This window comes from Microcystis sp., assembly GCF_048564745.1.
GTDB classification, from domain to species: Bacteria; Cyanobacteriota; Cyanobacteriia; order Cyanobacteriales; family Microcystaceae; genus Microcystis; species Microcystis ichthyoblabe_A.
Genome location: NZ_JBLZRT010000056.1, coordinates 1 through 22,107 on the forward strand (window position 1 = coordinate 1; position 22,107 = coordinate 22,107).

Annotated in this window: 21 protein-coding genes; 11 read left to right on the plus strand and 10 right to left on the minus strand. The window is 44.4% G+C overall.

Features of this window, described 5'->3' with window-relative positions; translation table 11 throughout:
* Together ACOCD9_RS08435 and ACOCD9_RS08440 are read right to left on the minus strand one after the other, a co-directional pair.
* Nucleotides 1–229 (minus strand): hypothetical protein (locus ACOCD9_RS08435; RefSeq protein ID WP_287700900.1); only part of this gene is annotated, 229 nt, incomplete at its 3' end.
* A gap of 75 nt (nt 230–304) precedes the next feature.
* Nucleotides 305–2,770 carry an ATP-dependent Clp protease ATP-binding subunit gene (locus tag ACOCD9_RS08440; RefSeq protein ID WP_002732350.1) on the minus strand — a complete coding sequence of 822 codons (2,466 nt, stop codon included), beginning with the start codon at nt 2,768–2,770 and terminating at the stop codon, nt 305–307.
* 477 nt (nt 2,771–3,247) lie between these two features.
* Here ACOCD9_RS08440 and ACOCD9_RS08445 point away from each other — a divergent pair, with 477 nt between their 5' ends.
* The 7 genes from ACOCD9_RS08445 to ACOCD9_RS08475 all read left to right on the plus strand — a co-directional run bounded on the left by ACOCD9_RS08445 (nt 3,248) and on the right by ACOCD9_RS08475 (nt 6,761).
* Complete coding sequence (locus tag ACOCD9_RS08445) at nt 3,248–4,093, plus strand: competence protein CoiA (RefSeq protein WP_123231138.1); 846 nt, start codon at nt 3,248–3,250, stop codon at nt 4,091–4,093.
* A 428-nt stretch (nt 4,094–4,521) separates the two neighbouring features.
* A complete protein-coding gene (locus ACOCD9_RS08450) occupies nt 4,522–4,746 on the plus strand; it encodes a hypothetical protein (protein WP_004158853.1) in 225 nt (74 codons plus the stop codon).
* A complete protein-coding gene (locus tag ACOCD9_RS08455) occupies nt 4,739–5,113 on the plus strand; it encodes a type II toxin-antitoxin system PemK/MazF family toxin (RefSeq protein ID WP_016515140.1) in 375 nt (124 codons plus the stop codon). The genes ACOCD9_RS08450 and ACOCD9_RS08455 overlap by 8 nt, the downstream gene beginning before the upstream one ends.
* A gap of 648 nt (nt 5,114–5,761) precedes the next feature.
* On the plus strand, nt 5,762–6,004 hold the full coding sequence (locus tag ACOCD9_RS08460; RefSeq protein ID WP_016515139.1) for a type II toxin-antitoxin system HicB family antitoxin: 243 nt from the start codon (nt 5,762–5,764) through the stop codon (nt 6,002–6,004).
* Nucleotides 6,001–6,213, plus strand: coding sequence for a type II toxin-antitoxin system HicA family toxin (locus ACOCD9_RS08465; protein WP_016515138.1), 213 nt, complete (start codon nt 6,001–6,003; stop codon nt 6,211–6,213). Before ACOCD9_RS08460 ends, ACOCD9_RS08465 begins: the two co-directional genes overlap by 4 nt.
* Nucleotides 6,214–6,331: 118 nt before the next feature.
* Nucleotides 6,332–6,541: a type II toxin-antitoxin system HicB family antitoxin gene (locus ACOCD9_RS08470; protein ID WP_002734849.1), complete on the plus strand. Its 210-nt coding sequence runs from the start codon at nt 6,332–6,334 to the stop codon at nt 6,539–6,541.
* Nucleotides 6,534–6,761 (plus strand): type II toxin-antitoxin system HicA family toxin, encoded by a 228-nt coding sequence (locus ACOCD9_RS08475; RefSeq protein ID WP_016514648.1) that lies wholly within the window; start codon nt 6,534–6,536, stop codon nt 6,759–6,761. Before ACOCD9_RS08470 ends, ACOCD9_RS08475 begins: the two co-directional genes overlap by 8 nt.
* A 147-nt stretch (nt 6,762–6,908) precedes the next feature.
* Here the strand turns inward: ACOCD9_RS08475 and ACOCD9_RS08480 are convergent, their stop codons facing one another.
* The 4 genes from ACOCD9_RS08480 to ACOCD9_RS08495 all read right to left on the minus strand — a co-directional run bounded on the left by ACOCD9_RS08480 (nt 6,909) and on the right by ACOCD9_RS08495 (nt 10,664).
* Nucleotides 6,909–7,856, minus strand: a complete 948-nt coding sequence (locus tag ACOCD9_RS08480) for a PRC-barrel domain-containing protein (RefSeq protein WP_287700894.1) — start codon at nt 7,854–7,856, stop codon at nt 6,909–6,911.
* Between the two features lie 264 nt (nt 7,857–8,120).
* Nucleotides 8,121–9,383: a dihydrolipoamide acetyltransferase family protein gene (locus ACOCD9_RS08485; RefSeq protein WP_419547077.1), complete on the minus strand. Its 1,263-nt coding sequence runs from the start codon at nt 9,381–9,383 to the stop codon at nt 8,121–8,123.
* Between the two features lie 277 nt (nt 9,384–9,660).
* Nucleotides 9,661–10,404, minus strand: coding sequence for a DUF561 domain-containing protein (locus tag ACOCD9_RS08490; RefSeq protein WP_419547079.1), 744 nt, complete (start codon nt 10,402–10,404; stop codon nt 9,661–9,663).
* A 92-nt stretch (nt 10,405–10,496) separates the two neighbouring features.
* Nucleotides 10,497–10,664 (minus strand): hypothetical protein, encoded by a 168-nt coding sequence (locus ACOCD9_RS08495; protein WP_002801704.1) that lies wholly within the window; start codon nt 10,662–10,664, stop codon nt 10,497–10,499.
* Nucleotides 10,665–10,855: 191 nt separating this feature from the next.
* Between ACOCD9_RS08495 and glmU the strand changes: the two genes are divergently transcribed.
* Both glmU and ACOCD9_RS08505 read left to right on the plus strand, forming a co-directional pair.
* The gene (gene glmU / locus ACOCD9_RS08500; RefSeq protein ID WP_419547109.1) at nt 10,856–12,208 is read left to right on the plus strand and encodes a bifunctional UDP-N-acetylglucosamine diphosphorylase/glucosamine-1-phosphate N-acetyltransferase GlmU; all 1,353 of its coding nucleotides are present in this window, start codon (nt 10,856–10,858) and stop codon (nt 12,206–12,208) included.
* A 160-nt stretch (nt 12,209–12,368) separates the two neighbouring features.
* Nucleotides 12,369–12,950, plus strand: a complete 582-nt coding sequence (locus ACOCD9_RS08505; RefSeq protein WP_287743659.1) for a thioredoxin family protein — start codon at nt 12,369–12,371, stop codon at nt 12,948–12,950.
* 146 nt (nt 12,951–13,096) lie between these two features.
* Here the strand turns inward: ACOCD9_RS08505 and ACOCD9_RS08510 are convergent, their stop codons facing one another.
* Nucleotides 13,097–14,347, minus strand: a complete 1,251-nt coding sequence (locus ACOCD9_RS08510; RefSeq protein WP_419547110.1) for an FGGY-family carbohydrate kinase — start codon at nt 14,345–14,347, stop codon at nt 13,097–13,099.
* A 2-nt stretch (nt 14,348–14,349) separates the two neighbouring features.
* Here ACOCD9_RS08510 and ACOCD9_RS08515 point away from each other — a divergent pair, with 2 nt between their 5' ends.
* Nucleotides 14,350–15,408 carry a tocopherol cyclase family protein gene (locus ACOCD9_RS08515; RefSeq protein WP_419547081.1) on the plus strand — a complete coding sequence of 353 codons (1,059 nt, stop codon included), beginning with the start codon at nt 14,350–14,352 and terminating at the stop codon, nt 15,406–15,408.
* A 96-nt stretch (nt 15,409–15,504) separates the two neighbouring features.
* On the opposite strand, the gene ACOCD9_RS08520 is transcribed toward ACOCD9_RS08515, so the two are convergent.
* The 3 genes from ACOCD9_RS08520 to crtH all read right to left on the minus strand — a co-directional run bounded on the left by ACOCD9_RS08520 (nt 15,505) and on the right by crtH (nt 19,604).
* Nucleotides 15,505–15,990, minus strand: a complete 486-nt coding sequence (locus ACOCD9_RS08520) for a DsrE family protein (protein ID WP_002777498.1) — start codon at nt 15,988–15,990, stop codon at nt 15,505–15,507.
* A 142-nt stretch (nt 15,991–16,132) separates the two neighbouring features.
* Nucleotides 16,133–17,812: an ABC1 kinase family protein gene (locus ACOCD9_RS08525; RefSeq protein WP_419547082.1), complete on the minus strand. Its 1,680-nt coding sequence runs from the start codon at nt 17,810–17,812 to the stop codon at nt 16,133–16,135.
* Between the two features lie 280 nt (nt 17,813–18,092).
* The gene (gene crtH, locus ACOCD9_RS08530; RefSeq protein ID WP_419547083.1) at nt 18,093–19,604 is read right to left on the minus strand and encodes a carotenoid isomerase; all 1,512 of its coding nucleotides are present in this window, start codon (nt 19,602–19,604) and stop codon (nt 18,093–18,095) included.
* 382 nt (nt 19,605–19,986) lie between these two features.
* On the opposite strand from crtH, the gene ACOCD9_RS08535 reads away from it, so the two are divergent.
* A complete protein-coding gene (locus ACOCD9_RS08535; RefSeq protein ID WP_419547085.1) occupies nt 19,987–21,891 on the plus strand; it encodes a polysaccharide biosynthesis protein in 1,905 nt (634 codons plus the stop codon).
* The last annotated feature ends 216 nt before the right edge of the window (nt 21,892–22,107 follow it).

The window sequence follows — 22,107 nt, forward strand, 5'->3', positions numbered from 1 at the left end:
TTGCGGTTTCTGCCGTCAAAATAGGAGGAACATCACTTAAACTAGCAGTTTGATAAACCTGTTCATTTCTAGCAAATAAATTGCTCATATCTTGAGAATAATTAGAAGCGATCGATAGCAAAGCTCCGGCAAAAATATAGATAGGTAAAGGTAAAATAAAACCCTTCGCCCACTGATAAAATTCCACCAACAAAAATAACAAAACACAACCCACAATCCAGACTTTCATCGCACTTTTTCCCTATTTTTACGAGAAAAGGTGAGCAAAAAGCCCACCTTTTATTTAACTAATTCCAGTAAGAATTTATTCAATCACGGGAGCGATTAACTCACGTCTTTCACCGGAAATTACTTTCACCTTACCTTCCTCATCGATATCGACCATGGCCGTATCCCCATCAGAAACCCGTCCGGAGAGAATTTCCTCAGCCAGAACATCTTCCAATAGACGCATAATCGCACGACGTAAGGGACGAGCGCCGTAGGCCGGATTATAACCCTCCTCGATCAAGCGTTCTTTAAACTTATCAGTAACAGACAAAGTAATATTTTGTTCTGTCAGACGTTTAAACACATCCTTGAGCAGGATTTCGGCGATTTCCTTGACCTCTTCCTTATTCAGTTGACGGAAGACAATAATCTCATCGAGACGGTTGAGGAATTCCGGACGGAAATATTGTTTTAATTCCTCATTAACCAGCGATCGAATGCGATTATACTGGGCTTCGGCTTGATTATCGGCAAACTCGAAACCTAAACCACCGCCACCCTTCTCGATGACTTTAGAACCGATGTTCGAGGTCATGATCAACAGGGTATTTTTAAAGTCCACCGTGCGACCTTTAGCATCGGTCAAACGTCCATCTTCAAGGATTTGCAGAAGCATATTGAAGACATCGGGGTGAGCCTTTTCGATTTCGTCGAATAGCACCACCGTATAAGGACGACGACGCACCGCTTCCGTTAATTGTCCCCCTTCGTTGTAACCAACGTAACCCGGAGGCGAACCGATTAACTTAGAAACCGTGTGCCGTTCCATGTATTCCGACATATCGAGACGGATCATCGCATCTTCAGAACCGAAGAAATAAGCGGCCAGAGCTTTAGTTAACTCGGTTTTACCCACCCCCGTTGGACCGGAGAAGATAAAGGAAGCAATGGGACGGTTAGGATTTTTCAGACCGACGCGAGCGCGACGAATGGCACGAGACACCGCTTTAACCGCGTCCTCTTGACCGATGAGACGCTGATGCAGGGTATCTTCCATGTGCAGCAGTTTCTCGGATTCGGTTTCGGTCAGTTTGTTGACGGGAACCCCAGTCCAAGAAGCGACGATGTGGGCGATTTCCTCGGCATCCACAAAGGGTTCATCGTTGCCATCTTCGCCTTTTTTGGTGGAAGCGAGATTCCGGATCTGGGTTTTGATTTCCATTTCCCGATCGCGCAATTCCCCAGCTTTCTCGAAGTCCTGACCGCGCACCGCGTCATCTTTTTGTTTGAGAATTTGCCGCAGTTCTTTATCTAATTCCTTGGCTGCTGGGGGCAATTGGGAATTAATCAAGCGCACTCTCGAACCAGCCTCATCGATTAAATCGATCGCCTTGTCCGGTAAGAAGCGATCGCTAATGTAGCGATCGGACAATTTCGCCGCCGCTTCTAGCGCTTCGTCTAAGATTTTTAGTTTGTGGTGCTGTTCGTAGCGTTCCCGGAGACCGTAGAGAATTTCGATCGTTTCTTCTACGGAGGGTTCACCGACCATAACCGGTTGAAAACGTCTTTCTAGAGCCGCATCCCGTTCGATATGTTTGCGGTACTCATCCAAGGTCGTCGCCCCGATACATTGCAGTTCTCCCCGGGCCAAAGCTGGTTTGAGAATATTGGCCGCATCGATCGCTCCTTCGGCTGCCCCGGCACCGATGAGAGTATGAACTTCATCGATCACAAGGACGACGTTACCCGCTTGGCGAATTTCGTCCATGATTTTTTTGAGGCGTTCCTCAAATTCGCCGCGATACTTGGTTCCCGCCACTAACAAGCCGATATCGAGGGTGACAACCCGTTTTTCTTCGAGAATGTCGGGAATATCCTTGTTAGCAATGCGTTGGGCCAATCCTTCTGCGATCGCTGTTTTACCTACCCCCGGTTCCCCGATCAGGACTGGGTTATTTTTGGTACGACGACCGAGAATTTGGATAACGCGCTCGATTTCCTTTTGTCGGCCGACCACGGGATCGAGTTTACCCTCGCTGGCCATTTGGGTGAGATTGGAACCAAATTCATCAAGAGTGGGGGTTTTAGTGCGACCTTGGGAAGATGAACCGGCGGCCACTTCGGCGGTTTCCCCTAACATTCTGATCACCTGGGTGCGAACTTTCGAGAGATCCACGCCGAGATTTTCCAGAACCCTAGCGGCCACACCTTCCCCTTCGCGAATTAGTCCTAAAAGGAGATGTTCTGTGCCAATATAGTTATGGCCCAGTTGACGGGCTTCTTCGAGGGAGAGTTCTAAAACTCGTTTGGCTCTGGGGGTGAAGGGAATTTCCACGGCTACGAATCCGGAACCGCGACCGATGATTTTCTCCACCTCCACGCGCGCATCTTTGAGATTGACACCCATGGACTTGAGGACTTTGGCGGCAACTCCCGTTCCCTCTCCAATTAGTCCTAGTAAAATCTGCTCTGTTCCCACGAAGTTATGGCCAAGGCGGCGGGCTTCTTCTTGGGCGAGCATGATTACTTTAATGGCTTTTTCCGTAAATCTTTCAAACATAGCCTATCCATCACCTACACAAGCGACCCTAGATATGCTGATTTTAGCACGGCTTTTTAGTTTAGCTGTCTCTCAGTGATCAGTTATTGGGGAGCGGCTATTAGTTATAGTGGTTGTAGCTCTGAAGATTTTTTCTGGGGTCAATCGGTCTTAGCTCACTTGCGGAGATGCCCGGAATCTCCCGGATTATGGTTTTGGCCCACCGGAAACCTGCTGATAAGTTGTTCCCCGTTGCATAATCTCCTAAAGTCGTGGTCATTCCCATCCCTCGATCGCTCGACTATTGAGCGCCCATTTTCAGACCAAAACTCGAAGTATAAGCAGATTAAATATTACTACCTATTGACAAATTAGTATATATGTTGTACGAGGACGGGTGATATACAGAAAGTTGACCCATATCTTTGCTCTGGACAGTGTTGTGCAGAAAGTTTTCGTATAATGTGTAGTTAGGGCACGCAAGGAGGCAATCGTTCAATGCAATTCGCTCTCGTCAACAATGACCGCGTCGAGGCTTTCCCCGGTGGCCGCGGGTCATGTCCAATCTGCGGTTCCGAAATGGTCGCCAAGTGCGGGCCGAGAGTCATGCACCATTGGGCGCACCATCGTCCGAAGGATTGCGACCCTTGGTGGGAGAATGAAACGCCATGGCACCGCGAATGGAAGAACCTATTTCCTATTGAATGTCGCGAAGTATCGCATACCGCCGATGACGGGGAGATCCACAGGGCGGACATAAAAACCGTTACTGGAATCGTCATCGAGGTACAGCATTCGTCCATGACCGATGCCGAACGCCAATCTCGCGAAGAATTCTACGAAAACCTCGTCTGGGTGATTGACGGTTCGGGCTTCCGCAAGAACTTCGACATATATCATGGCCTTCCCGATCCGAAATCGGAACTAGCCCGCGACTTAGTGTGGGGCAAAGTACAGCGGCACATGATCGGGGCTAACGCGGGTGCGGGTTTGTTCTTTCGCCTATCAGAAGCCCGTGAAGAAAACCCTAATATTACTAAGGCAGAAGTTTGCTCCGGTAGGATACATAGCATCTATGAGATCCAAGACGAGGTTGACAAATCGTATAATGGATACCATCAGTACTATTGGGTGCGACCTCGGACGACTTGGTTGGATGCAAAGTGTCCGGTGTACATTGACTTTGGTGACGATCGCCTTGTGAAGCTTGAGATATACGACGACTCCGAATTGGAGTGCATCCGCTATGTGTCAAAACGCAAATTCGTGCATGACGCGATGGTCGAAACTCAAGCTCATGACATCGCAACTCGCTTCTACCCGCTTCCAGAGAACGTGCCCTAACAAAACGTTGCACGCGAGCGGGCAGCAACGTCAGTGATCGCAATCTTGTAGGGTGCGTTCCCTAATGCAAGTCCTACCGATCCAGCGATCGATTTTGGGGAACGCACCATGCACATTGATTGAAGCTGTGAGTCTAAGCTTCGTGGGTTGGGTTGAGCGAAACAAGACTGGGGCGAAAATAGCTCAATTCGCTTGAAAAAGCGAAACCCAACCACCCCAAAGGTTACTCTTTATTGGGTTTCCTTGAGTCAACCCAACCTAAAATAATTGCTAAACTACTGCTATCATCCAAAGTTAGTGACGGCGGGTGAGTTCAACCGTTAGACATTCAATCTACTTACAGATCAGAGGCAGGCATTGACAATTAATGTAGGATTAGTTAGTATGATGCTCTAATCCTACTGGGCTGTCGTGGGCAGTTTAGGGCAATGAGTAAGAAAGTTAGCATAACCTTAGACGACGAAGTTTTGGACTTTGTAGATCGACTAGCAAGCAATCGTAGCCGCTTTATCAATGATGTTCTCTGGCAAGAGAAGAAAAGGGTTTTTATGAAAGAGCTAGAAGATGCTTATAAAGATCAGGCCAATGATCCAGAGATGCAAGCAGAAATTTCTGTCTGGGATATTGCAGTGGGCGATGGTCTAAATGCCTAATGGAAGACTAACCTATAAGCGAGGAGAGATATGGTGGGTCGATCTGAAACCGGTTGTTGGTTATGAAACCGATAAAGAACGCCCTTGCCTGATTTTACAAAACGATATTGGCAATCAAAATGGAACAACGACAATAGTTGCTCCATTGTTGCCGGGGAAAAGGACTTATCCTTTTGTTGTCAATATTACCCCGACAGTGCAGAATGGACTAGACGGAGATCGACACATCAACTTAAGTCAAATGAGGGCTGTAGATTCTCAAAGAATTAAGAATAAACAGGGTGTTTTAGAAGACGTTTATTGGCAAGAAATAGAGAAAGCAGTCTGTATTCAACTCGGTTTCAGTTTAGCTTTTAAGCCTTCATAGTGCGATGCCAAAGGCACTGCGTAGCAGAGCGCATCGCCTCGTGGGTTGGGTTGAGCGAAACAATACTGGGGCGAAAATAGCTCAATTCGCTTGAAAAAGCGCAACCCAACCACCCCAAAGGTTACTCTTTGTTGGGTTTCCTTGGGTCAACCCAACCTAAAATAATTGCTGCTCTATTGATCGCCCATTTTCAGGTCAAAACTCGAAGTATAAGCAGATTAAATAGGGTTTGCTGAAAAAGTTTTTCCTGGGGGCAGGGTGTAGGGTGTAGGGTGTAGGGTGTAGGGTTTTACTGATTTTGAGGGGGTCAATTACCCAATTTTCAGGGAAAAAGTACCTGAATTTTCCCCCCGATCACTCCCATATCTGGTACTTTTTGGAAACCAAAAAGTCTAAAAGTCTTATACAACAAGGTTTTTAGATTTATTCAGCAAACCCTAAATATTGCTAACTATTGACAAATTAGTATTTTATGTTATGAAACGGGTTGATATGCAGAAAGTTGACCTATATCGTTACTCTGAAGAGTGTTGTGCAGAAAGTTGACCTATAATATGTATTTAGGCAAAGAGTCAGAGTTACATAGCTAGACTCATCCAAAGTTAATGATAAGATTGGGACATACACGGAAATGCAAGATCTACTCCTATGTTCTACAAACTTCCACTTTTGCTTACTCCTCAACCAGAAGGAGGATTTACAGTAACTTGCCCTCTTCTACCTGAACTAATCACAGAGGCGGATTCTTTGGAAGAGGTTCTGGAAAATGCAAAGGATGCCTTTGAGGCAGTTTTGGAAACTTATCAAGATTTAGGCAAAAAACTTCCAGTCAACTTGCAAGCCTTTAATCAGGAGTCACCTGCCCTAGTAGAGGCAATTATTTCTGCATGAGATACAAAGAACTAGCTCAAAAACTGAGGAGGCTTGGCTGTGAAGAAATAGAGAGAAAGTCAAAAGGATCACATAGAAAATGGCTGAATCTCTCTAATCAAAATGTAGCAGTAATTCCTGATTGGGGTAGTAAAGACTTAAAGTTCGGAACAATTAAGGCAACCATAAAACAGCTAGGCATAGAGTGGAGTGCCTTTGAAGAGGCATAACAAGTCACTACATACAAGGGGCTTAAACCCTGTGTTGGCAAAACTTGTCGATACCTCAGTAAGGTGAAAAGTGCTATATGTTATGATTTTCAGAGTAAGCCTGAGATGATAAAACACCATGAAAAATCGCATCTTTACTGTTATTTTGTACAAAGAAGATAATATGTACATTGCTGAATGTCCAGAAGTTGGCACAGTAGATCAAGGAGAAACAATTGAGCAGGCGATTGCTGGATTGAAAGAAGCCACACGGCTTTACCTAGAGGAATTTACCTTACCAGAAACATCCCCTAGATTTGTGACCAGTATTGAGGTTAGTTATGCCTAAGCTGCCACGAATCTCTAGTGGGGAGGCAATTAGATCTCTTGAACGCTTAGGCTTCGAGCAAGTTCGTCAAACAGGTAGCCATGTTGTGATGAAGAAAGAAACCGAAGAGGGCAAAATTGGTTGTGTTGTCCCTTTACATCGGGAATTGAAGGTTGGTACATTAAGTGGAATTCTGAAACAAGCCCAAGTCACAGTTGAAGAGTTCATTGAAAATCTGTAGAGTCTGACAAATCACTGCACTCGAAGTGATACCAAAAATATTTAGTCCCCCCAGAGAACCCCCTTAGTCCACATAGCACACTTTTCTTTTTTTGTCAAATTTTATGTTAAGAAATATGTAACTAATGGATAGGGGGACTGTCAAAGATTAACCGTCTTCGTATTCGGGGATTCTCTCTTTTTTCTTCTCGGTGATATTGATGCGGGGGGGATTGTAATCCGGTTCCACGTCATCATCCCACATATCATCCTCGGCCTTATCTTCGTAATCGTCGTACTGAGGACGAGAAAAGCTTTCTGTGCGTTCTAACCGCGCTTCTCCCCAATTATCTTCTTCTTCCTCGTATTCTTCCTCATAATAACGAGCTTCGGCCCGTTTTTGCGGTGGGGGAGTGGCGCGCAGGGGTTCTTTTTCCCATTCGTCCTCACTCCAGCGTTCTTCAACGGGTTTAGCGGCCTCCACGGGAGTGCGGAGGGGAATACCCGTACCTAACTGATTTTCCGGACGAGCAGCGGGAGTATAATAAGCTTCTTCCTCTTCTCTTTCCCAGGGGGGACGACCAATACCCAAACGTTCCAAAACTCCCACACTAACCTGCGTGAGACGTTCCTCGGCCCCTTCAAAGACGATTAAGCGATTGGGACCGCTGCTAACCACTTCTTCAATGGCAATTTCGTAGGTGCTGATCAATTGTTCGGGGATCAGAGGCAATCCCAGGGAAGCGATGATAATGGAATGTAATTGACCACTAAGGGGATCAAATTGATAATCGCGGACTTTGCCTAAAGGTTCGCCGGTTTCCGTGATCACGTCACTACCGATTAAGGGAGTATAAGCATCGATATCGACGGATTCCAAGACGTTATCATCTTCAACGAGAACCACATCTCCCGTCTGACTGATGCTCGATAAATACATATATTGAGGCATTCCCGACAAGGAGAGGATATTATCGCGGAGTCCCAGGGCAACCACTTCTCGTTGATCGATATCTACTAGGATATCTTTAACAACGCCGAGTTTTTTGCCTGTATTGCGAGTGATAACCTGTGTATTTAAAAATTCTGAACGTAAGCGACTATTCTCTGTGATCATTTTTTCCTATGGGTAGGCGTTAGGTCGTGGGAATACGAATTAGTGTAGGCTTAATATATAGGGCGAAATCGAGTGTTAATTTACCGATATTAGCTTAGATCTTAAAGTTCCCTGAGATTAACACTTTTTTTGGCCTTGTTTGGGCGATAGTTTCGGGTGATAGATAAGGTTAAACCTATTTTAGCTAATTCTTTACATTTTTTTAGTAACAACAAAACAGGAGCTAGAGAGAAACTCCCTTGGCTCCTGCTGTCTAGATTTTGATTACATAGTTAAAGACTGCACCTCAGTTTCGATCAGTTTAGCCAAGTCTTGCAGGAAGGAGGCAGCATCGGCCCCGTAGATGACTCGGTGGTCACTGGTGAGATTAACCGTCATCTGTTTTTGCACTCCGAATAAACCATCTTTATTGACGACGATTTGGGGACGGGAAGCACCCACGGCCAGGATTGCGCCTTGGTTGGGGGGTAAGATAGCGGTAAAGCGATCGACTCCGAACATTCCCAGATTAGAAATGGTAAAAGTACCGCTATTATATTCTTCCGGTTGCAGTTGTTTACTGCGGGCGCGATCAACTAAATCTTTCCAACTGCGGGAGAGGGAATAGATATCCATCTGGTTAGCAGAGCGCAAAACCGGCGTAATTAAGCCACCATCGGGCATAGCTACGGCTACGGCCACGTTAATCGCCCCGTGGTATTGAATTCCTGCGTCGCTATAGCTGGCATTAACTATAGGATGTTTAGCGAGGGTGTTGGCTACTGCTTTTGCTAACAGGGCCGTCATGGTGACACCCTTGGATTTTAGCTGTTGATAGAGTTGATCCAGTGGGTCAGTGGTGATAGTGTAGCCCACTTGGAAGGTGGGAACCTGTAGGCTAACCGACATATTCTGAGCGACGGCTTTTTGCAGAGTGGTGAGGGGAACAGTCCGACCGACGACTGGGGCGCTGGCTGGAATCGGGGCTTTAGGAGCCGCTACAGGCACACTGACGGGTTGCGGGGGAGTAATGACGGGAGCGGGGGCGGTGCTGACTTTTCCTGTCGCTTTTTCTACGTCTTCGGCGGTAATTCGTCCGTGGGGGCCGCTACCCACTAGGGTTTTCAGATCTACCTTTAATTCTTTAGCCAGTTTTTTGGCTCTGGGAGAGGCGACTAAACGGCCATTATCTTTAACGGCGGCGACGGGGATCGAAACGGGAGGCGGAGCGATTTCTGGGGTCTCTAGGGGCTTGCTAGGGGCGACTGCGGCGGTTTTTCCCTGAGCTTTGGCCAGTTCAATTTCCTCTTCAGTTTCAGCAATATAGGCGATCGCTTCCCCCACGGGCGCTTCTTGGCCGGCTTCGACTAAAATTACAGCGAGATAGCCATCATAAAACGATTCCACGTCCATGTCGGCTTTGTCGGATTCGACCACTAACACCGTTTCCCCTTTGCTGACTTTTTCCCCGGGGGACTTCACCCAAGAAACTATTTTTCCTTCGGTCATGGTGGAACTGAGCGCGGGCATGAAGATATCTCGAATCATGGTGGAGTGCTTCTATCTCTAATGTTTTGAGCCATAGCGCATTTTACCACAGTTGATGGGGTTGGGGGTGTGGGGAAGTGGGGTGTGGGAATTATAAATTATGAATTATGAATTATGAATTGGGGTGTGGGGTGTGGGGAGAATAAATAAAATAATCTCCTATCTCCTGACTTCTGACTCCTGACGACCGCCTCCTGACAGCTAAAATAACTGGTGACAAAGGGAAAAAGAGAAGGGAAAACGGCCCCTTCTCCGTCGTATCTAGACAAAAATTGTTCTAGTTGCCAATATGGACCGGTTGTGCTTGCAGAGATTCGACTAAACCGCGCACGGCTGCCACCATAGCCACTTCATTATCCAATTGATTGATCGCCGAACCAACACCGATACCGGCCGCTCCAGCAGCGATCGCCATAGGTGCGGTAACGCTGGATAAACCGGAAGCGCAGAGGACGGGAACCTTAACCGCATGGGAAATAGCGTGGGCTGCCGCTAAAGTCGGGGCGGCTTTTTCAATCAGTCCCAAAATACCGGCGTGACGGGGTTGACTGCTAGTGCCGCCTTCGGTTTGAATGATATCGGCACCCTGACTAACTAAAGCTTCTGCTAGTCTCACCTGTTCATCGAGGGGTAGGAGATGGGGAACTGTCACAGACAGGGTAATTTCGGGCAGTAAGTCGCGAGTTTGACGGGTTAGGGCTAAAACTTCCGCCGCTTCAAAAATGCGTCCTTGGGCATAAAAACTATCGAAATTACCAATCTCAATTAAATCGGCTCCCGCGTCCACTGCCATCACCAACAATTCTGGCTCGACGGCCGATACACACACGGGTAAATTTGTCAAGGCTTTTACTGCCCGAATTAGGTCAGCATTAGCGGCAATATCGACGAAAGTTGCTCCTCCGGCTGTAGCAGCTTTAACTACTGAGAGAACCTGCGAGCGATCGAAATTATTTAACCCACTAATCACTTTCAGGGCATGACGACGGGCGAAGGCTTGCTGTAAGGCAAAATTGATCATTAATCTACACCTATCTGGAATTCTCAAAAAACATTTTCCCACCTTCTCGCTAGTAAGAGGGTGGGATTTGAGAATTCTTAGGGAAATTTTCTTTAATTTAGGTTTTGATTCTCTTGGTTTTTGCGCTTGAGGTTTTGCAGTTGTTGCAGCAGTACCTCGATTTCCGCTTCCAGATGCAGGTATTTCACCTGTTGGTCAGCTTGGTAGGTGGTGCGAATCTGTTTCATGGCGGAGGATTCCTTAGTTAGTACAGTTGTCATAGCGGTATCTATAGAGTGCTAATTATGTTCAATTGTTTCAATTTGTATATAGTACCTTAACAATGTCTTAAAGAAAACCTTTTTATGGTAGTTTCTCAACTGGCACAGGATGAAAGAGGGGAAAAATTCTTGCAACCAAAGGGATCGGAGTGCGATATACTCAGTCGCGAACGATATTGGCAAGCATGACCATGGTAGCGGTAGCAATTTTAGCAGCGGGTAAGGGAACCCGAATGAAGTCCAGCCTTCCGAAAGTTTTACATCCCCTCGGCAGTCGATCGCTAGTGGAACGGGTCCTTAATGTCAGCGAATCCTTACATCCGCGGCGAAAACTGGTGATTATCGGTTATCAGGGAGAACAGGTGCGAAATACTCTACAGCATCTTGAGGATATCGAATTTGTCGAACAAAAGGAACAGTTAGGCACTGGCCATGCTATTCAGCAGTTAATCCCCCATTTAGAGGACTTTCAGGGGGATTTGTTGGTCTTAAATGGCGATGTTCCCCTGTTGCGTCCCGAAACCTTGCAAAATCTTCTCCAGATTCATAAAAACCATGGTAACGCTGCCACCCTCCTAACTGCTAATCTCCCAAACCCGAAAGGTTACGGTCGAGTTTTTTGTGATGGCAATAATCTCGTTAAGCAGATTGTCGAAGAAAGAGACTGTACCGATGCCCAACGACAAAACCACCGGATTAATGGAGGTATATACTGCTTTAATTGGTCAAAATTAGCGGCGATACTGCCTAATTTAACGCCCAATAACGATCAGGGTGAGTATTATCTCACGGATGTGGTCAATTTTCTCGATCCCGTCATGGCTGTGGATGTGGAGGACTGTTTAGAAATTAGCGGCATTAACGATCGCAAACAATTGGCCGCCGCCTATGATATCCTGCAAACTAGAGTCAAAGATGATTGGATGGCCGCCGGAGTCACCATTATTGACCCCGATAGTGTCACCATTGAGGATACTGTCACTCTCAGTGCCGATGTGATTATTGAACCCCAAACCCATCTGCGCGGTGAGACGATAATCGCTTCTGGTTGTCGTATCGGTCCGGGGAGTTTAATCGAAAATAGTCGCATAGGCAGCGATGTGACGGTCTTATTTTCGGTTATTTCTGATAGTCAGGTGGATTCTGGTTGTCGCATCGGTCCCTATGCTCATTTGCGCGGAGAAGCGAAAATTGGTGCTAATTGTCGAGTCGGTAATTTTGTTGAAATTAAAAAAAGTGACATCGGCAATAAAACCAATATTGCCCATTTATCCTATTTGGGAGATGCCACTTTAGGGGAAAAAGTGAACGTTGGTGCGGGAACAATTACTGCTAATTACGATGGGGTGAAAAAACACCAAACTATGATCGGCAGTGGCACAAAAACTGGGGCAAATAGTGTTCTAGTAGCTCCTCTAGAATTAGGAAAAAATGTCACCGTGGCTGCCGGTTCAACTATCACTAAAAATGTCCCCGATAATGCTTTAGTTATTGCTCGCCAAAGTCAGCGTGTGATCGAAAATTGGGCAGATCAGTTTCAGTAGGTTATAGCAGTTATCAGTTATCAGTTATCAGTTATCAGACGTGAGTTTTCAGTTTACTGTTTACTGTTCACTGATGCTGATTAAGGCGTTAAATTTGCGCGATGAAGCATGAAATGCTATAAAAATCTCAGTCCTCCCTATAGAAAAGAGTAGAAACCTTATGGCACGCACCGAGTCCACAATGTTAGATCTGGGGACAAAAGCTCCCAGTTTTGCCTTACCCGATGTGGTTTCGGGTGAAACTATCTCTCTGGACAGCTTTGCGGCTAAAACCGCTCTGTTAGTCATCTTCCTCTGTGAACATTGTCCCTTTGTTAAACACATTCAAGAAGAACTTACCCGTCTAGGTCGCGATTATGCTAATACCAATCTGGGCATCCTCGCAATTAGTTCTAATGACGTGGAGAAATATCCCGATGATTCGCCCGAAAATTTGAAAAAAATGGCGATAACTCTTGACTTTAAATTCAATTTATGCTATGACGAAAGCCAAGAAGTGGCGAAAGCTTACACGGCAGCCTGTACTCCGGATTTTTTCCTCTTTGATAGTCAGCGGATTCTAGTCTATCGCGGTCAATTGGATGATAGTCGTCCTAGTAATGGTGTACCGGTGACAGGCAAAGATCTCCGGGCCGCTATTGACAAGGTTTTAACCGGTCAACCGGTGCCGACAGACCAAAAACCCAGTTTAGGCTGTAATATCAAATGGAAACTGGGTAATGAGCCACCCTATTATGGTTAATTAACGAAGGGTGTAGGGTGTAGGGTGTGGGGTGTGGGGAGAATAAATAAAATAATCTCCTGACTCCTATCTCCTGACTCCTGACGACCGACTCCTAACTCCTAACCCCACCAACAAGCTTTTTGCCGCAAATCCTACTTATGAGACTATTTCAATAGCGTAACCGATTGCTGTGCTAATAGGGCAGTACCATAGGCCGCTTGCTCCTGTTTAGATAAAAGCACAGGAACTCCTAAATGACGCTGACGAATTATTCTCCAAGTCGAATTTTTTGCCCCACCACCGGCACTATCAACTCGCTCTAATTTATTGGCTCCCAATTCCTGTAAACGCTGATAACCTAAAGCTTCAATGCGGGCAATACTTTCTAGTAAACCATGCAAAAATTCTCGAGGATTATCGGGGCGAGGAGTCAGTTTTGCGGGTAAAAAAGGATCATTAATGGGAAAGCGCTCGCCCGCTTTTAGTAGAGGATAATAATCTAAATTACTTTCTTTTTGTCCATCTATTGCTAAACTATAATTTCTCAATTCTTGATCAGAAAAAAACTTCTTTAACACTGCTCCTCCCGTATTGGATGCCCCACCAGTTAACCACAAATTTCCTAAACGATGACTATAGATGCCATAGTTACTATCATCAACTTTCTGGCTACTTAATAATTTTAAGACTAAAGTTGAACCTAAAGATGTCACTGCAGCCCCTAAAGAATTAGCACCACTGGCTAAAAATGCCGCTATACTGTCGGTGGTTCCCGTATAAATTAAACAATCTTTCGGGATAGCAAAACGCGTCACTAAATCCGGTTTAATAGTATCGATCGCTGTACCCGGGGCAAAAATTTGCGGTAATAAATTAAACATCGGTAAATTCTCTAACCAATCGGGATAACAGAGATTTTCAAGATCATAACCTAACTTTAAGGCATTGTGATAATCACTAATTCCCAGTTTACCGTGCAGGAGAAATGCTAACCAATCCGCTTGCGAGAGAAAATAACGCGCTTGCGAAAAAATTTCTTGCTGACTCCACCAAAGTAATTTAGCTAAACTGGAGGTAGCACTAATCACGGGATGGTGAGGGGGTGCTATAGCTTTAATTGCTTCTAAAAAGGCAATTCCTCGCCCGTCATTGTATAATATTGCCTCAGAAAGAGGATTACCCCAATTATCACATAATAACACCGTCGAGGAAGTACCGTTAATCGCGATCGATTTAAGTTCTGAACGCACCGAATCCCCTAGATTATCCAATAAATAAAATAGGGCCTTTTGCCAATCCTGAAAATTGGCATTAGTGAAAGGATAATGAACCTCAGCGACGATATTTTTGCTAGAATCAATAGCAATCGCTCGCGCTCCCGATGTGCCAAAATCAATACCTAAAGATAAACCCATTGATGTCTTCACAACCCCCTCATTCTGGCTACCATTGGGATGGTATCACTCCCCGATTCTTTGAAGGTTGGTACTTCCGAGTCATGATTCCGCAATTAGCCGACGGATTCGCCTTTATGTATTCTATTCAAGACCCAAGCGGCGGTCAAGTCAATAGCGGCGGATCAGTGCAAATTTTAGCCATAGAATCTAATTATCTTTGTCGCACTTTTCCCGATACGGATAAATTTTGGGCAAGTCGTCAGGAATTAGCCATTATCCATTGGGGAAAAACTAACTTAAAAATCCGTCCCCGTCTGCTTTCCCCGTCGGCTTTTTTTGAGTCTGTTCGAGAAGGTTATCAAGCAACGGCACACCAGCAGCAAGGACGAATTTATGATCCTGTCACTGGAGAAATCTGTCAATGGGATTATCGCGTTGAAACTAGGTACAGTTGGGGAGATAAAAAGCGTCCACCCCAAGCAACAGCAGGAATATTATCTTATTTACCGATTTTTGACCCGGGTTGGCAGATTTTAACTGCTCATGGTTTAGCAACGGGAATGATTACCCATCGGGGAAAAAATTATCAATTTGAGAATGTACCTTTTTATAGCGAGAAAAATTGGGGTTATTCTTTCCCCGAAAAGTGGTTTTGGATTAATTGTAATGCTTTCCCTGAAAATCCCGATTTAACCTTAACCGCAGTGGGTGCTACCCGGAAAGTTCTTAACTGGACGGAATCGGTGGGAATTATCGGTATTCACTGGCAAAATCGCTTTTATAAGTTTGATATCTGGAATTCTCAACTAACTTGGACAGTGCAACCCTGGGGATACTGGGAAATGAGGGCAACCAACGAGAATTATACCATTGTCTTAATCGGGATCAGTGACCATCCTCCCGATCGCGTGCGTGTACCCACGGAAAAAGGTCTCTGTTTTGCTTGTCAAGATACACTCAAAGGTAAATTATCGATAAAATTGGCTGATAGTCGTGGTAAAACCCTTATAAATGCCTCTAGTCGTCTAGCTGGTCTCGAAATTGGCGGTATTTGGCCATCAGCTTGGATTAAACAGTGATTTAAATCACCATTACGAGGGGAGAATATCCAGTTATCTGGCTGCATCTCAGACAACATTGAGAGGCAGCCTCGATATTCTCTAGAAAATGCTCGATTACCAGCTAATTACTTTAACCGTTTCCTTAAATAAATTTGCTTCTAGGGAATCGGGGGAACTTGTCACCACACCGGCAATTAGATCTTCGGGTTTTATGGCTGCTTGTTTCATACAGGAGGGACAAATTAAGACTTTTCCCCCTTGACTGATGAAATCTACTAACATTGCTTGCAGGGTTTTACCGGTGATACCGTTAGTGTGTTGAGGAATGGTCGTCGCTGCCAGGTGTACCCCTGTAATATTCAAAAAAATGGTGGTTGAGTGACCTTTTTTCAGCATATTGGTGGCGACACCAATGGCCATTGCAGCTCGCCAAGGATCATCGGTGGTTAAATTAACAAATAAATCGGATTTTTGTTGACCGACAGCGATTATTGCTTCGTTAGTTTGTACTGGAGAAAGGGAAGGATTAGCCAAGACTGGGATAGATGTAACTAAGGATAATCCGACAAGGGAACCAAGGGCTAAAGATTTTAATAACATTTTCTTGTCCTCTTGCTGCTGGGTGCAATGAAAACATTTTCATTATGATAACTTCTGGAAAATCTTGTCAACAGACAGCCTGTCAAACTTTAATTTTTGTTGCGGATAACAAAAACCATCTACTAATAAAAATGATAATTATTTACTTATCTAACATTTTATCTAATCTTTCCTGAATCAATAAAGCTAGGGAAGAACGCAAAAAAAATAAACCAAATAACCCCGCTAAACTGAAGGGAATAATAGCTAGTTTGCTATAGTTGGTGTCTAATAAAAATATGGCTGAGATAATGCTAAATCCCAATAGACAGACATTAATTAATACTTTAATTCCCAGATAAATTTTTTTCAGAAGTCGTTCATTTTCGCGTGACTTAACTTGAAAAACTAAATTTCCTCGCTCGATTTTTTCCTCTAATTGACGGATCATTCTTTCGTTTTTATTACCTTTTTGCCATTGTTGTTTAAGAAAAGTGCGAGCTTGATTAGCTAGGGTCAGCATTGTCTTGGTAGTTCCTCCTGATACCGCTAGACTTTTCACAAAAGGTTGACTAGCTGCTAATAAATTATACTGGGGATCTAAAGAGCGGGCAATCCCATCCAAAGTGGTGACAGATTTAATAATAAAAGTCATTTGGGGAGGTAAGCGAAAAGGTTGCTGTTTAAACATTAAATACACTTGATCGCTAATTTGTTCAAAGGCCCTCACATCTACTGGTTTATCGCGAAATTCATCTAAAAGAAACTGCACGATATTTCGCACGGGTTGCAGATCTCTAACGGGTTCAATTAAACCCATATACACCAGAGTTTTTAAGACTGTTTCCGTATCCTTTCTCAAGACAGCGAAAAAGGTTTCGATCATTTGATCTTTAGCGACGGATTTTAACTCGAACATCGTGCCGAAATCGTAGAAAATTAACTCCCCTTCCTGACTAACTGCCATATTACCCGGATGGGGGTCCGATTGGAAAAAACCATCCTGTAATAGTTGTTTGAGATAGGAACAGATCCCCAGTTGAATAATCCCATCTACATTAATACCGTTAGCTAGTAAAGTCTCTCGATCATCGACTTTAATCCCCGGCACATACTCCAAAGTTAATACCTTGCGGGTGGTATATTGCCAGTAAACTAAAGGGACTTTTACTTGAGGATAATTCTTAAAATTTTCCCGAAAGCGATCGGCATTTTTGCCCTCATGGATATAATCAATTTCTTGAAAGAGTAGCTCAAAGAATTCTTGATATATAGCTTCTAAATTATATTTTTTCACCACGGGGAAAATATTTAACCAACGGGTGAGACGATGTAACAATTCAAAATCGAGATTAAATAGTCTTTCTAGATTCGGTCTTTGTACCTTAATAACGACTTCTTCTCCACTTAATAACTGCGCTCGATGAACTTGTCCTAAACTGGCACAAGCGAGGGGAGAAACGCTAAAACTTGCAAATAAATTATCTAGGGGTTGTCCTAATTCTGTTTCAATAACTCGGATCGCTTCTTGACTATTAAATTCGGGAACCCGATCCTGTAATTGGGTTAATTGTTCGATATATTCGAGCGGAATTAAATCTGCTCGCGTCGATAAAGATTGCCCAATTTTAATAAAAGTTGGTCCCAAATTCATGAGGCGATCAACTAACCATTTCGCTCTCCTTTGCCGTTTTTTGCCCCTATTAGCCCCCGTTAAACGATCCCAGATCAAAAAAGTCAAAAACTGCATTGTAAAGCTAAATATCTCCAATTGACGAACAATCGGCGCTCGCAAGCTTTGCTGCCAATGTAAAGATTTGGGGGAATCAAAGGGAGTAAGCATCAGTTATCAGTTTTTATTGGCCGCATTGGTGAGTAATTCCTCTAAAATGACCAGGAGATGTGGGCTGTTTTTTCAGCTAAATGATTATTAATATCCACAGGGTTTCTCCTAAAGATGAAGTGTAACCTAATTTGGTATCGACGACCGACTCGGAGACTCCTGACTCCTAACCCCAGTAAAAATTCCAGTTGCAAAAACGCGCTTCATCTATCTGAGAAACGCTGTCAAGTACTCCATTCCTGTTTAAGAATTCGCCGGTAAAAATCCGGATTTTCAGCTTTTAATCTCTGGGACGGGGTAAACCCAGATCTACCGCTAGACGATGACTGCAAGCAAAACCAGAAAAAGCCACCGCGTTTAATCCTTGACCGGGGAAGGTACTATCTCCCACACAATAAAGATTAGGAATAGCTGTGCGATTAAAGGGCATTCCTAACAAGCCTAACAGTTTTCTTCGCGGTATTGGGCCGTAACTGCCATCGATTCTATTCAAAAAGCGGCGATGGGTGCGGGCCGTGCCAATTTCGATATAATCTAATCCTGTATCTAGTTTGGGAAAGAGTTTTTTCAGGCGCTCGATGAGACGATTAGCAGCGGCCTCTTTTTTCTGTTGATATTCTTGGGGGGGCAGTTTTTGCCATTGATCGATCCAGCTAGGGGTGAAAGTATGAATGATATGATGGTCCGGGGGTGCTAGGGAGGGATCGAGTAAGGTAGGAATAGAAACAAAGATAGTCCCCTGTTCTGCTTCCATATTTTCCCAATCTTCTAGTAAAATATGGTGACATTCGCTTCCTGATGGTAATACATCGGCCTTAACTCCCAGATGCAAACTCAGGAAACTGGGGGATTTTTGATAGCGTTTTTGCCATTTTTTTTCGCTACCTGGGAGAGATTCCGGGGGGAGTAGTTTCTCGAAGGTATCCCAACGGGTGGCATTAGAAACAATCTTTTTCGCGTAATATTCCTTACCATTGGTCAATTTTACCCCGATCGCCCGTCCTGCATCTAAAATAATCCTATTCACTCTCGCTTGATACTGGATTTCACCACCAGCTTTTTCCAATCCCTCGACTAACTTGAGAGCAATCTGTCCCACTCCCCCCCGAGGATAGTTAATTCCGCCGTAATGGCGATCGCTAAAGACCATTCCCGCGTTAATCATCGGAGTGCGATCGGCGGGTACTACCGACCAACAATAACATTCCATGTCGATAAATTTCAATAATTTCGGGTCTTTAATATATTTTCTGGCCACATCTCCCGCATTTTGGGGTAAATACTTGACCAATCCCAAACAGGATAAGGGATGCTGGAAAAAAACCCTAGTCAGATAGCGGGGTTCTTCCAGCGATAGTAAATCCATACTATTGAGACAATTAAAAACCTGCCAGCATTCATCGTAAAAGCGCCGGATACCGGTTTTTTCTGCGGGAAAATGGCTAATTAATTCCTGTAAAAATTGTTCGTAGTCGCGATGAACTTTTAGGTCTAATCCGTCCGGGAGATGATAATGGATCTGGACGGGATCGGCAATGGTTTCGATACTCATATCCACCGCTGCCAAAGCCTTGGTTAGGAGGTTAGTCGTCCCCTTTTTGCCAAAACCAAAAATCATCGAAGCACCCACATCAAAACGATAACCCTCTCGTTCAAAATAACCCGCGCTGCCCCCCGGGATCAGATAACTCTCTAGAACTAAGACTTTTGCTCCTTTTGCCGCTAATTGCGTCGCTGTCACCAATCCCCCGATTCCCGACCCAATCACGATCGCATCGTACTGATTACTCATAACTTTAGTTGATAAATTTTTGTGTCAATTCTTGATTGTAACCTTGACTAGCGGTGATTTATCGGCTAGTTTGCGGGAGCAAAAATTTTTTGGGGAGAGATGAAAAGTTGGTAAAAGGAAAAAAGTCTTGACAAATCCCGCCACTTGACATAATTGGATTTGGGTGATATCATCTCCGGAAAGACAGGCAGCGCTACTGTTATAAAGAATATTGGCTCTTCTTGTTTCTGTATGGAAGGGAGAAGAATAGGGGTAATTTTCCAGAAATATATTCTTCAAAGCCTTGCCTAGCAAGACTCGTCCGAATAATAAGCACTGATTATCGCACAAAGTCGAGAGGAGCTAAGTAAATTTACCTTAAGATTAATTAATCAATTAGATAATGTATAGAAAACTGGCCAACAAAATCCTTAAATTAGCTAATTCCCTATCTAGGTCATCGAAGCGATCTCTTTTAATTGTCACCGATTGCCTTGTTTTTTGTCTAAGCATCTATCTAGCCTTCTCTCTCAGGTTGAATCTGAGCCTAGAATATCAGGAAATTAGACCTTTTTTCAGGGAAATATTCAGCTTAATTGCGATTAAACTTCTAGTTTTCTATCTTAAAGGTATTTACAGTCCCGTAGTACGTTATACAGGATTAGAGTTTCTTTCCTCCGTACTGCAAGCGGTTCTCTATAGTTCAGGGGTTTTAATCAGTCTTGCCTACTTTCAAAGGGATGCCTTTTTGCCGCGTTCAGTCCTGATTATCGACGCCTTGTTAACCCTAGTATTGATTATCGGGGTGAGATTGTTGATTCGTTCTGTCTTTCACCGTCTTAATATTTACGTCAGTAGTGTCGATAGAGAACCGACAATTGTTATCTATGGTGCGGGGGTTGTGGGTTGTCAATTAGCACGTTCCCTACAAAATGATCCCCACTATCGTTTATTGGCCTTTGTTGATGATAATCCCGATTTGCAGCAGCGAGTTATCCAAGGCATCAGGGTTTATTCCCCCTCTCAATTGACACTACTGCACCAAAAACGGGCCTTTGACTGGGTTGTTCTCGCTATTCCGAACCTAGACAAGGCCAGAAAGCGGCAAATCATCGAAAGTCTAGAAACTTTACCCATCGACATTAAAACCATTCCTCCCCTCTCAAAAATTTTATCGGGAGAAGCGACCATCAATCAGATTCGCAGTGTCGATGTCTCGGAATTATTAGGACGGGAAGAAATTCTACCCCATGCCGAACTTTTGGCAAAAAATGTCACGGGTAAAGCGGTGTTAGTCACCGGGGGTGGCGGTTCCATCGGTTCGGAATTATGCCGACAAATCGCCTTCCTCAAGCCAAAATGCCTGGTAATCTACGAATTAAACGAGTTTTCCCTCTACAAAATCGATCTCGATTTAAGTGAAAATTATGCCGATTTACGCAAGTATGCCTATCTAGGCAATGTTCTCGACCGTAATCATCTGGCCCGAGTCATCCAACAACACCAGATCCAGACAATTTATCACACGGCCGCCTATAAGCACGTTCCCCTTGTGGAAGCCAATGCTAGTCAGGGGGTTTACACTAATGTTTGGGGGACCTTAAATGTCGCTCAGACCGCGATCGAAAATTCGGTTAGTAATTTAGTTCTCATTTCCACCGATAAGGCTGTCAGACCGACTAACATTATGGGGGCCAGTAAACGCTGTGCTGAGTTAGTTATACAAGCTTTGGCCGCTTTACCCGACACTTCCACCCGTTGCGCTATCGTCCGCTTTGGCAATGTTCTCGATAGTAGCGGTTCCGTGGTGCCGCGTTTCCGGGAACAAATCGCCCAACGCAAGAATATTACCCTCACCCATCGCGATATTATTCGCTATTTTATGTCTATTCCAGAGGCGGTGCGTTTGGTTATGCAAGCAGGAGCCATGGCCCGAGGGGGTGAGGTATTCCTGTTGGATATGGGTGAACCGGTAAGAATTTACGATTTGGCCCTACAGATGATTCGTTTAAGTGGCTTGGAATTAGGGCAAGATATCGATATTGAAATCACAGGATTAAGACCAGGGGAAAAACTCTACGAAGAATTATTAATCGATACCGATAAAGCTCGTCCCACCGCTCACCCAAAGATTTTTTGCGCTCATGAACACTTTCTTGCTTGGGACAAATTGCGAATCAAATTAGAGCAACTGCTTCATTATATTCAAGTTAATGACCGTCAGGGCTTAGTTAAGTCCCTACAAGATTTAGTTCCTGAATACCGGCCCCCGCAGCAAATAGCCAGTAGTTTGTCAAGTAAAAAGTGAAAAAGAGGAGTTTTAGCTCTCCTCTTGATTGCCAAAATTTATGAGAGTTCTTGCCTAATTAATTTTTGAGAGGTCAAAAATGGGAAAAAATAGCCACAAAATTGCCTAATACTAAATCTGGTTATTAAAGACTGATTATCTATTGCCCCTATTGCCTTTTGCCTGTCCTGATAAGTAGCCTATACTCAACGGATTTAGTATAAAATACCCAAATAG

What these genes read in the sequence shown, in the direction of transcription:
- ACOCD9_RS08440 (WP_002732350.1), bottom strand. Translation starts at nt 2,770, where the DNA reads ATGTTTGAAAGATTTACGGAAAAAGCCATTAAAGTAATCATGCTCGCC.
- ACOCD9_RS08445 (WP_123231138.1), top strand. Translation starts at nt 3,248, where the DNA reads ATGCAATTCGCTCTCGTCAACAATGACCGCGTCGAGGCTTTCCCCGGT.
- ACOCD9_RS08450 (WP_004158853.1), top strand. Translation starts at nt 4,522, where the DNA reads ATGAGTAAGAAAGTTAGCATAACCTTAGACGACGAAGTTTTGGACTTT.
- ACOCD9_RS08455 (WP_016515140.1), top strand. Translation starts at nt 4,739, where the DNA reads ATGCCTAATGGAAGACTAACCTATAAGCGAGGAGAGATATGGTGGGTC.
- ACOCD9_RS08460 (WP_016515139.1), top strand. Translation starts at nt 5,762, where the DNA reads ATGTTCTACAAACTTCCACTTTTGCTTACTCCTCAACCAGAAGGAGGA.
- ACOCD9_RS08465 (WP_016515138.1), top strand. Translation starts at nt 6,001, where the DNA reads ATGAGATACAAAGAACTAGCTCAAAAACTGAGGAGGCTTGGCTGTGAA.
- ACOCD9_RS08470 (WP_002734849.1), top strand. Translation starts at nt 6,332, where the DNA reads ATGAAAAATCGCATCTTTACTGTTATTTTGTACAAAGAAGATAATATG.
- ACOCD9_RS08475 (WP_016514648.1), top strand. Translation starts at nt 6,534, where the DNA reads ATGCCTAAGCTGCCACGAATCTCTAGTGGGGAGGCAATTAGATCTCTT.
- ACOCD9_RS08480 (WP_287700894.1), bottom strand. Translation starts at nt 7,856, where the DNA reads ATGATCACAGAGAATAGTCGCTTACGTTCAGAATTTTTAAATACACAG.
- ACOCD9_RS08485 (WP_419547077.1), bottom strand. Translation starts at nt 9,383, where the DNA reads ATGATTCGAGATATCTTCATGCCCGCGCTCAGTTCCACCATGACCGAA.
- ACOCD9_RS08490 (WP_419547079.1), bottom strand. Translation starts at nt 10,404, where the DNA reads ATGATCAATTTTGCCTTACAGCAAGCCTTCGCCCGTCGTCATGCCCTG.
- ACOCD9_RS08495 (WP_002801704.1), bottom strand. Translation starts at nt 10,664, where the DNA reads ATGACAACTGTACTAACTAAGGAATCCTCCGCCATGAAACAGATTCGC.
- glmU (WP_419547109.1), top strand. Translation starts at nt 10,856, where the DNA reads ATGGTAGCGGTAGCAATTTTAGCAGCGGGTAAGGGAACCCGAATGAAG.
- ACOCD9_RS08505 (WP_287743659.1), top strand. Translation starts at nt 12,369, where the DNA reads ATGGCACGCACCGAGTCCACAATGTTAGATCTGGGGACAAAAGCTCCC.
- ACOCD9_RS08510 (WP_419547110.1), bottom strand. Translation starts at nt 14,347, where the DNA reads ATGGGTTTATCTTTAGGTATTGATTTTGGCACATCGGGAGCGCGAGCG.
- ACOCD9_RS08515 (WP_419547081.1), top strand. Translation starts at nt 14,350, where the DNA reads ATGTCTTCACAACCCCCTCATTCTGGCTACCATTGGGATGGTATCACT.
- ACOCD9_RS08520 (WP_002777498.1), bottom strand. Translation starts at nt 15,990, where the DNA reads ATGTTATTAAAATCTTTAGCCCTTGGTTCCCTTGTCGGATTATCCTTA.
- ACOCD9_RS08525 (WP_419547082.1), bottom strand. Translation starts at nt 17,812, where the DNA reads ATGCTTACTCCCTTTGATTCCCCCAAATCTTTACATTGGCAGCAAAGC.
- crtH (WP_419547083.1), bottom strand. Translation starts at nt 19,604, where the DNA reads ATGAGTAATCAGTACGATGCGATCGTGATTGGGTCGGGAATCGGGGGA.
- ACOCD9_RS08535 (WP_419547085.1), top strand. Translation starts at nt 19,987, where the DNA reads ATGTATAGAAAACTGGCCAACAAAATCCTTAAATTAGCTAATTCCCTA.